Source organism: Lysobacter sp. CCNWLW3 (assembly GCF_036697405.1).
GTDB lineage: Bacteria > Pseudomonadota > Gammaproteobacteria > Xanthomonadales > Xanthomonadaceae > Lysobacter.
In genome coordinates this window covers 207,528-221,876 of the sequence record NZ_JBAHWA010000007.1, presented here as the reverse complement: position 1 = coordinate 221,876, position 14,349 = coordinate 207,528, and the positions used below count along the sequence as shown (strand labels likewise).

Sequence of the window (14,349 nt, the reverse complement as noted above, 5' to 3'; positions counted from 1 at the left end):
GTCGCTAACAAGGCGCGCAACGCAACCACCACTACGAGGGGACTTGTCTAGATGAAGCAGTACGCCACCACCTCCGCAGCCCGTCGCGCGCGGCTGCCGTTGGAAATCGCCATCGCGCTCGCGGTCGTCGCGCCCGTCGCGCAGGCGCAGGACCAGCCCGCCGCCGACGACAACAAGGCGCCGACCGAGATCGACCGCATTCAGGTCACCGGCTCGCGTATCAAGCGCGCCGACATCGAGACCTCGCAGCCGATCTTCACCCTGACCCGCGCCGAGATCGACAAGCAGGGCGTGACCTCGGTCGCCGACGTGCTGCAGCGCATCTCGACCAACGGCGCCGCGCTCAACACCACCTTCAACAACGGCGGCGACGGCTCGGCCGGCATCAGCCTGCGCAACCTCGGCTCCAGCCGTACCCTGGTGCTGGTCAACGGCCGCCGCTGGACCACCCAGCTCGATGGCACCGTCGACCTCAACACCATCCCGGCCTCGATCATCGAGCGCGTGGAAGTGCTGAAGGACGGCGCCTCGACCATCTACGGTTCCGACGCCATCGCCGGCGTGGTCAACATCATCACCCGCAAGAACTTCGAGGGCGCCGAGGCCGGCGCCTACATCGGCCAGTTCGGCCAGGGCGACGGCATGCGCCAGGCCTACGACTTCAGCCTGGGCGTGAGCAACGACCGCTCCTCGCTGCTGATCGGCGCGTCCTACGTCAAGGAAGAGCAGGTGATGGCGGGCGACCGCGACATCTCCGCCGGCGGCCCGCCGTTCTTCGGCGGCCAGAGCAACACCGGCTTTCCGGGCTCCTTCGTCGATCCGCGCGACAACAAGCGCTACGTGCTTGGCAACAACAACAGCTTCGTGCCGTTCAGCTCCAACGTGCACGGCTACAACACCGCGCCGGACAACTACCTGCTGACCCCGCAGGAGCGCAAGTCGCTGTTCGCGCAGGGCACCTTCGACATCGCCGACAACCTGAGCTTCCGCGTCGAAACCCTGTACAACCAGCGCCTGTCCGAGCAGCTGCTGGCGGCCATGCCGGTCACCGGCCTGACCCTGAGCAAGGACAGCATCTACAACCCGACCAAGGGCACCGCGGGCGCGCGCGACCTGATCAGCGTCAGCCGCCGCTTCCAGGAGTCGGGCGGGCGCTCGTTCAACCAGGACGTCAAGAACTTCCATTTCTACGGCGGCCTGGAGGGATATTTCAACCTCGGCGAGCGCAGCTTCGACTGGGACGTGGGCTACCGCTACGACCGCAGCGACGAGAACACCATCACCTACGGCCTGTTCAACCTGGCCAACCTGCGCAACGCCTACGGCCCGTCCTTCGTCGACGGCGGCGGCGTGGCCCGTTGCGGCACGCCCAGCGCGGTGATCGCCGGCTGCGTGCCGATCAATCCGCTCGGCGGCCTGGGCTCGATCAGCAAGGAGGCGCTGGACTACGTGTCCTTCACCGCCCACGACTCGCGCAAGGTCGAATCCAAGAGCTACACCGCCAACATCAGCGGCGAACTGTTCGATCTGCCGGCCGGCCCGCTGGGTTTCGCCGCCGGCTACGAGCATCGCGCCGAGAGCGGCCAGTTCGATCCGGACGCCTTCATCGCCGCCGGCCTGAGCACCGGCAACGGCAGCAAACCGACCCGCGGCGACTACTCGCTGGACGATCTCTACGCCGAGTTCGCGGTGCCGGTGCTGGCCGATCTACCGTTCGCCAAGCTACTGGATTTCTCGCTCGCCACGCGCTATTCGGACTACAGCAACTTCGGCGACACGCTGAACAGCAAGTTCGGTTTCCGCTGGAAGCCGTTCGAGGACTTGCTGATCCGCGGCAATTGGTCGGAAGGCTTCCGTGCGCCCAGCATCACCAACCTTTACGCCGGCGACGCCGACACCTTCGTCAGCTATGCCGACCCGTGCTCCAGTCACTCCGGCAAGCGCAGCGACCCGACCGTGGCCGCCCGCTGCGCCGCCGACGGCGTGCCCGCCGGCTACACCCAGTCCGGTAGCGGCTCGTCGCGGCAGACGGTGGAAGCGTTCACCAACAAGTCCAATCCGGACCTGCAGCCGGAAACCTCGGTAAGCAAGACCCTGGGCTTCGTCTACAGCCCCAGCTGGCTGCAGGGCTTCGACATCGCGGTGGACTGGTACCAGATCACCATCGAGAACGCGATCACCCGCCCGACCGCGCAGTTCGTGCTCGACAAGTGCTACTCCGGCACGCCGGGCGAGCGCGCGGTGTATTGCGCCCTGTTCAAGCGCGACAACGCCTACCCGGGCAACCCCGGCACCATCACCGACATGGACCTGCCGCTGTTGAACCTGGCCGAGTACGAGGTCGAGGGCTACGACGTCACCATCAACTACCGTCTGCCGGAGACGGCTTACGGCAAGTTCTCGATCACCTGGGACACCAGCTACACCGCCAACTGGGAAACCAAGACCACCAAGGATTCCAAGCCCGAACAGCGCCAGGGCCTGTACCTGCCGCAGGACCCGTACTGGCGCATCAAGTCCAATCTGTACCTGGATTGGAGCAAGGGCGATTTCGGCGCGACCTGGGGCGTGCGCTACAAGTCCGGTATCGACGAAACCTGCCCGGCGGCGTTCAAGGCCTATTGCTCCAGCCCGGACACCCTGGAGAACCACCTGGGCGCGACCACGTACCACGACCTGCAGCTGCGCTACAACACGCCCTGGAACGCGACCGTGTCGATCGGCGCCAACAACGTCTTCGACAAGGACCCGCCGCTGGCGCTGACCGCGCCGTACAACCAGTTCGACCAGCAGTACGACGTGCCGGGCCGTTACTACTACATGCAGTACCGCCAGCGCTTCTGAGTCGCGCGCGGCTCGTATGCTTCATCGCCGCCGCGGCCGTCGCGGGCGTGGCGGATTCAAGCGGACCCCGGTGCCGATGGCGCCGGGGTTCGTTGTTTGCCTTGGTCGCCCGGCGGGCTTCCGAGATGCGATCAGTCCGCATCGAATGGCAGGGGCGAGGTTCAGAAGTTGACCGGGGCTTTACGCGGATACGCGCAGTTCAGGCTTTCAGCGCCGCTCGGTCAGCAACAGGTCGCCGCTGGGCGAGTTCGCTACGTCCACCGGATACAGTTCCTGCAGGGCCTCGACGAAGGCATGCGGATCGTCGCTGCGGAACACGCCGCTGATCCGGATGCGCGTCACCGCTTCGCCCTGCAGCACGATGCGGCGGTGGCTGTAGCGGTTGAACTCGGTCGCCGCCGCGGCCAGGGACTGGTCCTCGAAGGCCAGCTTGCCCGACAGCCAGGCCGGCAGGTCGGAGTGGCCGCCGGATTCGATCATTCGCAGCGGCTTGTGCAGGCCGAAACTCGCTTTCTGGCCCGGGTCCAGGGTCGCCAGGCTCACCGGAGCGGAGTCGCCGCTGGCGGCGGCCAGCAAGAGCACGCGGCCTTCGATCAAGGCCACTTCGATCTCGCCATCGCGGCGGTAGACCTCGAACTCGGTGCCGAGCGCGCGCACGCCGCCGTCCTCGGTCCGGACCAGGAACGGGCGCGACTCCTTGGCCACGCGGAAGAACGCGCGGCCGCGGACCAGGACGATGCGGCGCTCGTCGCCGGAGTAGCGCACCCGCAGGCGGGTGTCGGTGTCCAGGCTCACCCGTGAACCGTCGGCCAGCGCGATCGTGCGGTTCTCGCCGACCGCGGTGAGGTACTGCTGTTCGGGCACCGCCGGCGCCGGCAGCAGGCGCCAGCCGAGCACGGCCAGCGCGACCAGGGCGGCGACCGCGCCGGTCCACCAAGCGGCGCGGCCACGGCGCCGGCGTACGGGCTGGCGCGGCGTCTCGGCCGGCGTCTGCGCGCGGATACGCAGCGCGATCTCCGGATGCGCGGCATGGTCGCCGGCCGTCGACCACAGGCGTTCGATGCGCTCGTAGGCGGCGCGGTGGCGGGCGTCGGCGTCCAGCCATTGCCGGCACTCGCGGCGGTCGTTCTCGGTGACGTCGTCCGCGCGCAGCCTGGCGAACCAGGCCGCGGCCTGGCGACGGATCGGGTCGCCGCCTTCGACGACGTTCAGACGGGTGGCGCTCACGGATCTCCCAATCGCGAATCGAAATGCAGCAGGGCGCGCATCATCTGTTTTTCCACCGCGCTCACGCTGATCTCCAGACGCCTGGCGATCGCACTGTACGTCAGGCCTTCGTAACGTTGCAGCAGAAACACCTGGCGGCAGCGCGGCGTCAGTTCGTCCAGCGCCTCCAGGAACAGCTGCAGGCGCTTGTTGCCTTCGTAGACGCGCTCGCCGTAAGGCACCTCACTGGGCCAGTCGCCGGTCAACTCGTCCAGCGAGACATGCTGCTGGGTGCAATGGCTGAGATCGCGGCGGAAGCGGTCGCGGACCAGGTTGGAGGCGATGCGCAGCAGATAGGCTTCGACATTGAGCACGTCGGCCTGAGAGGGCATGCGCATCAGCCGCACCAGCGCCTCCTGGGCCAGGTCCTCGGCGTCGTCGGCGTTGGGCAGGTGGCGCAGGAAGTAGCGGATCAGGGCCGGCCGGTGCTGTTCGATCATGCGAGGCAGGTCGAAACGCTCCTGTACCGGACAGGCCGCCTCCGCCTCATCGATCCCACCGTCGTTCATCGCCTTGCGCCCGCTGCTAGGTCGGTCGCACGCTAAGTGATGGCGGGCGCGACGGCAAGTGCGATCCGGCCAGCTGAGGGATCGATGAAACGCTGCGTCTGCTTCGGGCAAGGGAGTGGAAATTTTTGTCAGGGACGGCTTCATCGTCAGCTGGGGGAAGGTTTCAATGGGAACAGTTTCGAGGGGAGCGAGGCCGTGTCGCACGCGGCATCCGTTGACGGTCGCCATGAGCGTGGCGCTGGGTTTGTCGGCCTGTATCGCCACACCGGCGGCGCTGGCGCAGTCGCAGGGCGTCGCACATGAGTACGCCTTGCCGGCGCAGCCCTTGGGCGCTGCGCTGAACCAACTGGCCGCGTCGGGGGACGCGCAGCTGCTGGTGCCGCCGGAACTGGTGCGCAACCGTACCGCGCCGGCGCTGTCGGGCCGCTATACGCTCACGCAAGCGCTGGAGCGCCTGCTCGCGGGCAGCGGCCTGAGCTACCGGATCACCCGCAGCGGCGTGATCACCATCGTTGCCGCGCCGGCTACGCCGCGCCCGCGCCAGACGCCGACCGCGCCGCCCGCGGCCAAGGAAGGCGCCGAACCCGATCCGACCGACCTGGCCGCGATCCAAGTCACCGGTTCGCGCATCAAGCGCGCCGAGATCGAAGGCCCGTCGCCGATCACCGTGATCAGCGCCGAGCAGCTCGAACGCGAAGGTCATGCCACGGTGTTCGAGGCCCTGGACACCCTGGTCATGGCCAACGGCGCGGTCGAGACCGAACTGTCGGGCGGCTTCTCCGCCAACGCGCATCCGCTCAACCTGCGCGGTCTGGGCCCGGGCCGCTCGCTGTTGCTGATCGACGGGCGCCGCGCCGCCGACTATCCGTTCCCGTACGAAGGCCGCAGCAATTTCCAGAACTTCGGCAACATCCCGTCCGGCGCGGTCGATCGCATCGAGATCCTGGCCGGCGGCGCCTCGGCGATCTACGGCGCCGACGCGGTGTCGGGCGTGGTCAACGTCGTGCTCAAGCGCGACTATCAGGGTGACGAGGTCAAGCTGCGCGCGGGCACCAGCTCGATGGGCGGGCGTGACCGCGTCGATCTGCAATGGACCGGCGGCCGCACCGGCGAGAACTGGGGGCTGACCTACGCCTTCCAGTACTACAATCAGGAACTGCTGTACGGCTTCCAGCGCGACGCCTGGGACCTGCGCGCGAACCCCGCGCCGGACCCGCGCCTGGGCGTGCAGCCCGACGCCGGCCTGCGCATCCGCCGCGGCAGCACCAGCAGTTCCAGCCCCTTGATCGCGCCGCCGGCCGGCACCTGCGAACGCTGGGGCGGCGAATTCGTCCGCCACACCTACAAGCGCATCAGCGGCGGCAGCGTGCAAAGCCTGGGCGACGGCTGCGGCACCTGGAACGACGCACGCTACCAGCACCTGAGCAAGGGCAAGGACGAACTGGCCGGCTACGTGTTCGGCACCTGGGACTTCGCCGACGGCCTGCAGGGCTGGGCCTCGGTGCAGGCCTGGCGTTCCGAGGTCGAATCGCTGGGCGGTTTCGAAAGCATCACCGGCCCGCATACCGACGGCGTCGGCCGCCGCGGCGATTTCTACGATCCGCAGTTCAACAGCGTGATCGCGCCCAATCGCCTGCTCACGCCGGTCGACCTGGGCGGCGTCGAGAACATGAACCAGCACTACTACGAAAGGTCGCTGGACGTGGCGGTCGGCCTGCGCGGCAGCTTCGCGCAGCGCTGGGACTGGGACCTCACCCTCAGCCGCGCCGATTACTATTTCGAACGCACGCGCCGGCGCCTGGTCGGCAACCTCGTCAACGACTATTTCTTCGGCCCGCGACTCGGCACCCGCCCCAACGGCGTGCCGATCCATCGCCTCAATCTGGATCGCTGGTATCGGCCGATGACGCCGGAGGAGTACGCCTCGATCTCGACGCTGGCCCGCTACGAGGCCGAGTCCTGGGTCAACACCGCCAGCTTCGTGGTGACCGGCGACCTGTTCGAGCTGCCGGCCGGGCCGGTCGGCGTGGCCGGCGTGCTCGAAGCCAGTTCGCAGGGCTACGACCTGTCCAGCGATCCGCGCGTGCAGCCCGGCGTGGTCCAGCTCTACAACCTCACCGGCACCAACGGCGGCGGCGAACGCGACCGCTACGCGGCGGGCATCGAGTTCAGCGTGCCGATCACTCCGACCCTCAAGGCCAGCCTGGCGGGCCGTTTCGACAAGTACGACGACATCACCGCCGTCGACGACGCCAGGACCTGGAACGCCGGCATCGAATGGCGCCCGACCGATTCGCTGCTGATCCGCGGCGCCTACGCCACCAGCTTCAAGGCGCCCGATCTGCACTGGGTGTTCAGCGAGGGCAGCGGCAGCTTCGGCAGCAATACCGATCTGTGGCGCTGCATCGCCGCCGGCGCCAATCCCGGCTGCTCGGGTTACAGCTACAGCATGTTCAGCCTCAGCAAGGGCGATCCGAATCTCGAGGAAGAAACCGGCAAGTCCTGGAGCGCGGGCGTGGTCTGGGACGTGATGGACGGCGTCTCGATCACCGCCGACTACTGGAACATCGAGCTCGACGGCGCGATCGAACGCCTCGGCATCGATAAAATTCTGATCGGCGAGGCGGGTTGCAGAACCGGACGCACGATCAACGGCCAGCCGTTCGAGTTCGCGCCGGGCTCGGCCTACTGCCAGGCGGTCACCGCCCTGGTCACGCGCCGCCCGGAGGGCAACGAGCCCATCGACCGGGTGATGGAGATCAGGTCGGCGCCGATCAACCAGTCCTACCGCCGCGTCTCCGGCATCGACGCCGGCATCAACTGGCGGCTCAAGACCGAGCGCTACGGCGACTACCGCTTCGATCTGAACTGGTCGCACACGCTGCGCTCGGAGCAGCAGGTGTTCGCCACCGATGCGGTGGACCGCGACTGGCGCGACGACCCGACCAACCTGGATTTCCGCAGCCGCGTGCGTGCGGGCGCCAGCTGGCGTCGCGGCGACTGGTCGTCCAGCCTGTTCATGACCCGCTACGGCAGCCTGCCCAAGGCCGGCGGCACGGGCCGCACCGGCGTGCACTTCATCTGGAACGCCAACGTCGGCAAGCAGATCACCGAGCAGGCCGCGATCAAGTTCTACGTCAACAACCTGTTCGACAACCTGCATCCGGACGACGAGACCAATACCAGCTTTCCGTTCTTCTACGACGCCTACAGCCCGATCGGACGCGAGCTGGCGCTGCAGTTCGAATACAAGTTCAAGTAAGGTCGTAGCCTGACGAGGGGCCCGGCGCGCCGGGCCTCTCTCGCTTCGGATCGCAGCGCATACGCGGCGCCAGAACGGGAAGACCCCGCATGACCAAACCGATGCATCGAACCTGGGTATTGGCGGCCTGCCTGGCCGCCGCGGGCGCCGTACATGCGCAAGCAGGCGACGGACAGCCGCGCACCGACCCGGCCAAAGTCGCCACGCCGACGCCCGCGACGGTACCGGCCTTGGACGACGGGCCCTACCTGCGCTACGAACCGGGCCGCGTGACGGCGCGCTGGGTCTGCGACGGCAAGGTCGTGGAGCGCGCGTATCCGGCCCGGCGTTGGCCGGTCGAGGTGGCGCCGCAATGCGGCTATCCGCAAGCGATCCAGGTCGCGGCGCCGGCGACGCCCGGCTCGGGCGCCGCCATCGTCCAGGTCTCCCGGATCGCGGCCCTGTCCGACATCCACGGCCAGTACGAGCTCATGCTGCGACTGCTGCGCGCCAACGGCATCGTCGGCCAGCGCCTGGAGTGGCGCTACGGCAAGGGCCATCTGGTCATCGTCGGCGACGTGTTCGACCGCGGCCCGCAGGTGAATCAGGCGCTGTGGCTGATCTACGAACTGGAACGCCAGGCGCGCGCGGCCGGCGGCGGCGTGCACCTGCTGCTGGGCAATCACGAGATCATGGTGCTGGCCAACGACCTGCGCTACGTCAACGACGGCTACCGAACCAACGCGGCTTTGCTGGGCACGCCGTATCCCGAGCTCTACGGCCCCGACACCGTGCTCGGGCGTTGGCTGCGCAGCAAGCCGGTGATGGCGCAGATCGACGACCTGCTGTTCGTGCACGGCGGCATCGCCGAGGAATACCTGGCCCTGGGACTGGAGCGCGCCGACGCCAACGCGCGTTACCGCGCCTCGCTGGGCACGCCCAAGGCGGTGTGGTCGCAGGATCCGCTGCTGAGCGGGCTCTACAACGGCAAGACCAGCCCGATCTGGTACCGCGGCTACTTCAAGGACCCGACGCTGGACCAGGCGCGCGTGGACGCGATCCTGCGCCGCAGCGGCGTCAAGCGCGTCGTCGTCGGCCATACCTCGATGAACGCGGTCGGCCGCTACTTCGACGGCGCGGTGATCTCGGTCGACAGCAGCATCAAGAACGGCGAATCCGGCGAGTTGCTGATCGTGGAGGACGGTCGCATGAGCCGCGGCACCTTGGACGGCCGGCGCCTGCCGCTGACCGAAGCCGCGACCGCCGAGGACTGAGCGCTCGCGGTCGGGCGCGCCTGGATCGGACGCGCCGGGGAAGGGCGGGCCTCAGCCCGCGATCTCGAGCAGCTCGACCTCGAACACCAGGGTCGCGTTCGGCTCGACCTGGCCGGGCACGCCGAGTTCGCCGTAGCCCTGCGCGGCTGGGATCCAGAACCGGTACTTGCCGCCGGTGGGCATCAGCCTCAGGCCTTCGCGCAGGCCGGGCATGACCCGGTTGAGCGGGAATTCGGACGGGTGGTCGATCGCGTAGGTGTTCTCGAATTCCTTGCCGTCCAGCACCGCGCCGATGTAGTTCACCCGTACCGTGGCATCGGCCGCCGGCTTGGCGCCGCGCGCATCGCGGATCACCTGGTACTGCAGGCCCGAGGCGGTCTCGACCACGCCCGGTTTGGCGGCGTTTTCGGCCAGGAAATCGCGGCCGCGCTGCAGGTTCTTCTTGGCCAGCGCGGCCTGCTCGGCCTTGCGCTTGTCCTGCAGCTGGCGCACGAAATCCTGGCGGATCTTGTCGAGCTGGGCCTCGTCCAACTGCGGCTTGCGCCCGGCATGGGCGGCGCGCAGCGCGGCCACCACGGTGTCGATATCCACCTCGTCGCGCACCGGCGCGACCTGCTTGGCCAGGTCCAGGCCGACCATGTAGCTGGTCTTGGCGCGGGCATCGTCCAGGCGCAGCGGCGCGACGTCTTGGGACGCGGCCGGCTCGCCGTTCCTGGACTGGCATGCGCTCAGCGCCACGGGCAGCAGGGCGAGCAGGCTAAGGTGCGCGACACGGTTCATGGCGGCTTCTCTTCGGTGTGGGGTGTCGCATGGGCGAGCGGCGCGGCCTGGCCTCAGTCCTCGACGGCGAAGCTGACCATCATGCCCATGTCCTCGTGTTCCAGATTGTGGCAATGGAGCATGTAGCGTTGCCTGCCGGAGTAGGGCTGCGAGAAATCGATCGCGATGCGCACGATCTCGCCGGGCCAGACCACGACGGTGTCGCTCAGGCCCAGGTCCTGCGGCCCCAGGCCGGCCGCGGTGACCTTGCGGCTGCGCACGTCGGGCGGGCTGATGCTGCGCGAGACCACGCGGAACTGGAATCCGTGCAGGTGGATCGGGTGCGGCATGCTGGTCATGTTGTTGCGGATTTCCCAGACCTCGCGGCTGCCGCGCCTGACGCTGAATACCGGCTCGTGGCCGACCTGGTGGTAGTTCCAATCGTTGATGAACCAGCTGCCCTGGTCGTCCATGCGCAGGCGGATCGGCCGCACCGGCCAGCCGGCGGTGTCGGGCGGTGCGGGCAGGGCGCTGAGGACGGCCGGCACGCGGGCGGACGCGATCCTGGCTTGGTTGCGCTGACTGTCGCTGCAGGCGGCCACGCAGAACTGCATCAGATCCAGGGCGTCGCCCATCGGCGCCGCGCCCGGGTGGTCGCCCATCGGGTCGGGCGCGAATGCGCCGGACTCGTCCTCGTTCTCCATCGCCACGTATTCCAGGCTGCGCAACAGCACGCGGGCGCCGGCGGGCAGCGCGGCGAAATCGACCAGCACATCGATGCGCTGCGCGGGCGCCAGGAACACATCGTCCAGCGTCCAGGCCTGCGCCAGCAGTCCGCCGTCGGTGCCGATCAACCGGAACGGCAGGGTCTGGCCTTCATGCTCGAACGCGATCCGCAGCATGCGCGCGTTCGACGCGTTGACCATGCGCAGGCGGTACAGCGCCGGCAGCACTTCCAGGAAAGGCTCGGGCGTCCAGTTCACCAGCACCCGGTTGCCGATCCAATCGTCCGCGCCCAGGCGGTAGACGATGGCGTTGTCGGCGTCGACCTGTTTGTCGGCGATGAACAAGGGCAGGTCGCGTTCGCCCCAGCGCAGGCCCAGGCGTTCGCCCAGCGCCCGATCTTCTTCGTCCTCGACCCGCAACAAACTGGCCAGCCCGCGCTGCAGTTGCAGGCCGGTGCGCTCGTGCGGATGCGCGTGGTACCAGTACAGACCGGCGCGGTTGTCGATGCGATAGCGGTAGGTCTTGCCTGCGCCGGCCGCCACCGGATGCAGGCCGCTGCCGTCGTTGGCCTCGTCGATGCTCAGGCCGTGCCAGTGGATGGTGGTGGCTTCGGCCAGCTCGTTGGCGAGCGCGACCTCGACGCTGTCGCCCTTGGCGGCGCGCAGCAGCGGATTGGCGACGGCACGCCCCTCGACGCTGCCGGCGTAGTGCCAGACCGGCGTCGGTTTGCCGGCGAAGATCGCGAACTCCGCCGCGCGCGCGCTCAAGGCCAGGGGCGCGGACAGCGCGACTTCCGCGAACAGGCCTTCGCGGCCGGGCAGGCGCAGCGGGGTCTGGAACGGTTGCGCGCTGGGCAGGCCGGGCGCCGCATGCGGGTCCGCCGCCGCCGGGTTCATGGCGTGGTCGTGCTCGCGCCTGCGTTTGAACAGCCAGGGCGTGGCGGCCACCACCGCGGCCGCGGCGGCCAATCCGACGAACAGGCGGCGACGTGCGGTGTCGGTCATGCAGCCTTGCCCTCGCGCCGCACGCTTGCGGCTCCCCAAGCCGCCGGATTCTGTCATGGAACCATCGACATAAAACCGCGTTGTATCCCACATTCGAGCGCGCAGCGGCAGTCATGAGAACGCATAAGGACTATGGCTGGCGGCGGCTTCGTCGCGGCGGTTTCCCGCCTGCGGTCCGGTGCCCGAAACCAGCCGATCCGGCTGAAGGCGTCGCGCGATGTTGCGTCTGCCCGGCGGCGCCAGCTCGCCCCCGTGGCCGTCGGCCGCCGGGGGCATGCGACGCGGGCGCCTGGCGCTCAGCCCTTGCGTGCGGCCTTGGCGCGCGCGCCTACATAGGCGGCCAGATGTTGGCCGGTGAGCGTGGAGCCGGCATCGATGAGTTCGGCGGGCGTACCCTCGAAGACGACCCGGCCGCCGTCGTGACCGGCGCCGGGGCCGAGATCGATGATCCAATCCGCATGCGCCATCACCGCCTGGTGGTGCTCGATCACGATCACCGACTTGCCGGATTCGACCAAGCGATCGAGCAAGCCCAGCAACAGCGCCACGTCGGCCAGATGCAGGCCGGTGGTCGGCTCGTCCAGCACGTAGATGTCGCCTTTCTCGGCCATGTGGGTGGCCAGCTTGAGGCGCTGGCGCTCGCCGCCCGACAAGGTGGTCAGCGGCTGGCCCAGGCTGATGTAGCCCAGCCCGACATCGGCGAGGCGGTCGAGGATGAGCTGCGCCGCCGGCGTATGCGCCTTGCCGGCGCCGAAGAAGGCCTGTGCCTCGTTCACCGACATCGCCAGCACTTGGCTGATGTCGCGGCCGCCGAAACGGTACTTCAGCACCGAGGCGTCGAAGCGCTTGCCTTCGCACTCCTCGCAGGTGCTGGCCACGCCCGCCATCATGCCCAGGTCGGTATAGATCACGCCGGCGCCGTTGCAGTTCGGGCAGGCGCCCTCGGAGTTGGCGCTGAACAAAGCGGGCTTGACGTTGTTGGCCTTGGCGAAGGCCTTGCGGATCGGTTCCAGCAGGTCGGTATAGGTGGCCGGGTTGCTGCGCCGCGAGCCGCGGATCGCGCCCTGGTCGATGGTGACCACGCCTTCGCGCGGCGCCACCGAGCCCTGGATCAGCGAACTCTTTCCCGAGCCGGCCACGCCGGTCAGCACCGTCAGCACGCCCAGCGGAATATCGACATCGACGTTGCGCAGGTTGTGGGTCTTGGCGCCGCGCACCTTGAGCGCGCCGGACGGCTTGCGCACCGAGGTCTTCAGAGCCGCGCGGTCGTCCAGGTGGCGTCCGGTCAGGGTACCGCTGCCGCGCAGGCCTTCCAGCGAGCCTTCGAACACCACCTCGCCGCCGGCCGCGCCGGCGCCGGGGCCGAGGTCGACCACGTGATCGGCGATCGCGATGGTCTCCGGTTTGTGTTCCACCACCAGCACCGTATTGCCCTTGTCGCGCAAGCGCAGCAGCAGTTCGTTCATGCGCTGGATGTCGTGCGGATGCAGGCCGATGGTCGGCTCGTCGAAGACGTAGGTGACGTCGGTGAGCGCCGAACCGAGGTGACGGATCATCTTGACGCGCTGCGCCTCGCCGCCGGACAGCGTGCCCGCGGGCCGGTCCAGCGAGAGATAGCCCAGGCCGATTTCGACGAAGGCATCCAGGCTGTGACGCAGCGCGGCCAGCAGGGGCGCGACCGAGGGCTCGTCGAGCCCGCCCACCCATTCGGCGAGGTCGCTGATCTGCATCGCGCAGGCGTCGGCGATGCTGATCTTTTTGATCTTGGACGAGCGCGCCGCCTCGCTGAGCCGGGTGCCGTCGCAGTCGGGGCAGGTGGCGAAGGTCATGGCGCGCTCGACGAAGGCGCGAATGTGCGGCTGCATCGCGTCCACGTCCTTGGACAGGAAGGACTTGTGGATGGTCGGGATCAGGCCCGCATAGGTCAGGTTGATGCCGTCGACCTTGATCTTGGTCGCTTCCTTGTGCAGCAGGTCGCTCAATTCCTTCTTGCTGTACTTCTTAATCGGTTTGTCGGGATCGAAGTAGCCGCAGCCGCGGAAAATGCGGCCGTACCAGCCTTCCATGCTGTAGCCGGGGATGCGCAGCGCGCCTTCGTTGAGCGACTTGTCCTCGTCGTACAACTGGCTCAGGTCGATGTCGGTGACCGAGCCGCGGCCCTCGCAGCGCGGGCACATGCCGCCGAGGCGGTTGAAGCTTTCCTTCACGGTCTTGGTACGCGCGCCGCGCTCGACCGTGATCGCGCCGGCGGCGCGTACCGTCGGCACGTTGAAGGCGTAGGCGCTGGGCGAGCCGATATGCGGCTTGCCGAGCCGGCTGAACAGGATGCGCAGCATCGCATTGGCGTCGGTGGCGGTGCCGACGGTCGAACGCGGGTCGGCGCCCATGCGCTGCTGGTCGACGATGATCGCGGTGGTCAGGCCGTCGAGCACGTCGACCTCGGGCCGCGCCAGGGTCGGCATGAAGCCTTGCACGAAGGCGCTGTATGTTTCGTTGATCAGGCGTTGCGACTCGGCGGCGATGGTGTCGAACACCAGCGAGCTCTTGCCCGAGCCGGACACGCCGGTGAACACCGTCAGCCGGCGCTTTGGCAGCTCGACGCTGATGTCCTTGAGGTTGTTCACCCGCGCGCCCTGCACGCGGATCAGGTCGCGCCGGTCGGCCACGTGCGGAGCGGGCGCCGGCGCGATCGCGTTATCGGTCCGTTTCGCGGGCTTGGCCATGCT

At 68.4% G+C, this 14,349-nt stretch carries 8 protein-coding genes; 3 read left to right on the top strand and 5 right to left on the bottom strand.

Annotated features, from left to right (window positions below):
- Positions 1-51: 51 nt before the first annotated feature.
- Positions 52-2,844, top strand: a complete 2,793-nt coding sequence (locus V1318_RS13720) for a TonB-dependent receptor (RefSeq protein ID WP_332940256.1) — start codon at positions 52-54, stop codon at positions 2,842-2,844.
- 207 nt (positions 2,845-3,051) lie between these two features.
- Here the strand turns inward: V1318_RS13720 and V1318_RS13715 are convergent, their stop codons facing one another.
- Positions 3,052-4,071, bottom strand: coding sequence for a FecR domain-containing protein (locus V1318_RS13715; protein ID WP_332940255.1), 1,020 nt, complete (start codon positions 4,069-4,071; stop codon positions 3,052-3,054).
- On the bottom strand, positions 4,068-4,550 hold the full coding sequence (locus tag V1318_RS13710) for an RNA polymerase sigma factor (RefSeq protein WP_332940254.1): 483 nt from the start codon (positions 4,548-4,550) through the stop codon (positions 4,068-4,070). Before V1318_RS13710 ends, V1318_RS13715 begins: the two co-directional genes overlap by 4 nt.
- Positions 4,551-4,845: 295 nt before the next feature.
- On the opposite strand from V1318_RS13710, the gene V1318_RS13705 reads away from it, so the two are divergent.
- Positions 4,846-7,881 (top strand): TonB-dependent receptor, encoded by a 3,036-nt coding sequence (locus V1318_RS13705; RefSeq protein ID WP_332940253.1) that lies wholly within the window; start codon positions 4,846-4,848, stop codon positions 7,879-7,881.
- A gap of 89 nt (positions 7,882-7,970) precedes the next feature.
- Positions 7,971-9,134 (top strand): metallophosphoesterase, encoded by a 1,164-nt coding sequence (locus V1318_RS13700; protein ID WP_332940252.1) that lies wholly within the window; start codon positions 7,971-7,973, stop codon positions 9,132-9,134.
- A 51-nt stretch (positions 9,135-9,185) separates the two neighbouring features.
- Here V1318_RS13700 and V1318_RS13695 read toward each other — a convergent pair whose 3' ends face one another.
- The 3 genes from V1318_RS13695 to V1318_RS13685 form a co-directional block, all read right to left on the bottom strand.
- Positions 9,186-9,914: an FKBP-type peptidyl-prolyl cis-trans isomerase gene (locus V1318_RS13695; protein WP_332940251.1), complete on the bottom strand. Its 729-nt coding sequence runs from the start codon at positions 9,912-9,914 to the stop codon at positions 9,186-9,188.
- A gap of 53 nt (positions 9,915-9,967) precedes the next feature.
- A complete protein-coding gene (locus V1318_RS13690; protein ID WP_332940250.1) occupies positions 9,968-11,623 on the bottom strand; it encodes a multicopper oxidase domain-containing protein in 1,656 nt (551 codons plus the stop codon).
- 296 nt (positions 11,624-11,919) lie between these two features.
- Positions 11,920-14,346 (bottom strand): excinuclease ABC subunit UvrA, encoded by a 2,427-nt coding sequence (locus tag V1318_RS13685; protein WP_332940249.1) that lies wholly within the window; start codon positions 14,344-14,346, stop codon positions 11,920-11,922.
- Positions 14,347-14,349: the final 3 nt, after the last annotated feature.

Excerpts from the sequence above, each read along its gene's own strand:
- V1318_RS13685 (WP_332940249.1), bottom strand. The coding sequence starts at position 14,346 with ATGGCCAAGCCCGCGAAACGGACCGATAACGCGATCGCGCCGGCGCCC.
- V1318_RS13705 (WP_332940253.1), top strand. The coding sequence starts at position 4,846 with ATGAGCGTGGCGCTGGGTTTGTCGGCCTGTATCGCCACACCGGCGGCG.
- V1318_RS13695 (WP_332940251.1), bottom strand. The coding sequence starts at position 9,914 with ATGAACCGTGTCGCGCACCTTAGCCTGCTCGCCCTGCTGCCCGTGGCG.
- V1318_RS13710 (WP_332940254.1), bottom strand. The coding sequence starts at position 4,550 with ATGATCGAACAGCACCGGCCGGCCCTGATCCGCTACTTCCTGCGCCAC.
- V1318_RS13700 (WP_332940252.1), top strand. The coding sequence starts at position 7,971 with ATGACCAAACCGATGCATCGAACCTGGGTATTGGCGGCCTGCCTGGCC.
- V1318_RS13690 (WP_332940250.1), bottom strand. The coding sequence starts at position 11,623 with ATGACCGACACCGCACGTCGCCGCCTGTTCGTCGGATTGGCCGCCGCG.
- V1318_RS13720 (WP_332940256.1), top strand. The coding sequence starts at position 52 with ATGAAGCAGTACGCCACCACCTCCGCAGCCCGTCGCGCGCGGCTGCCG.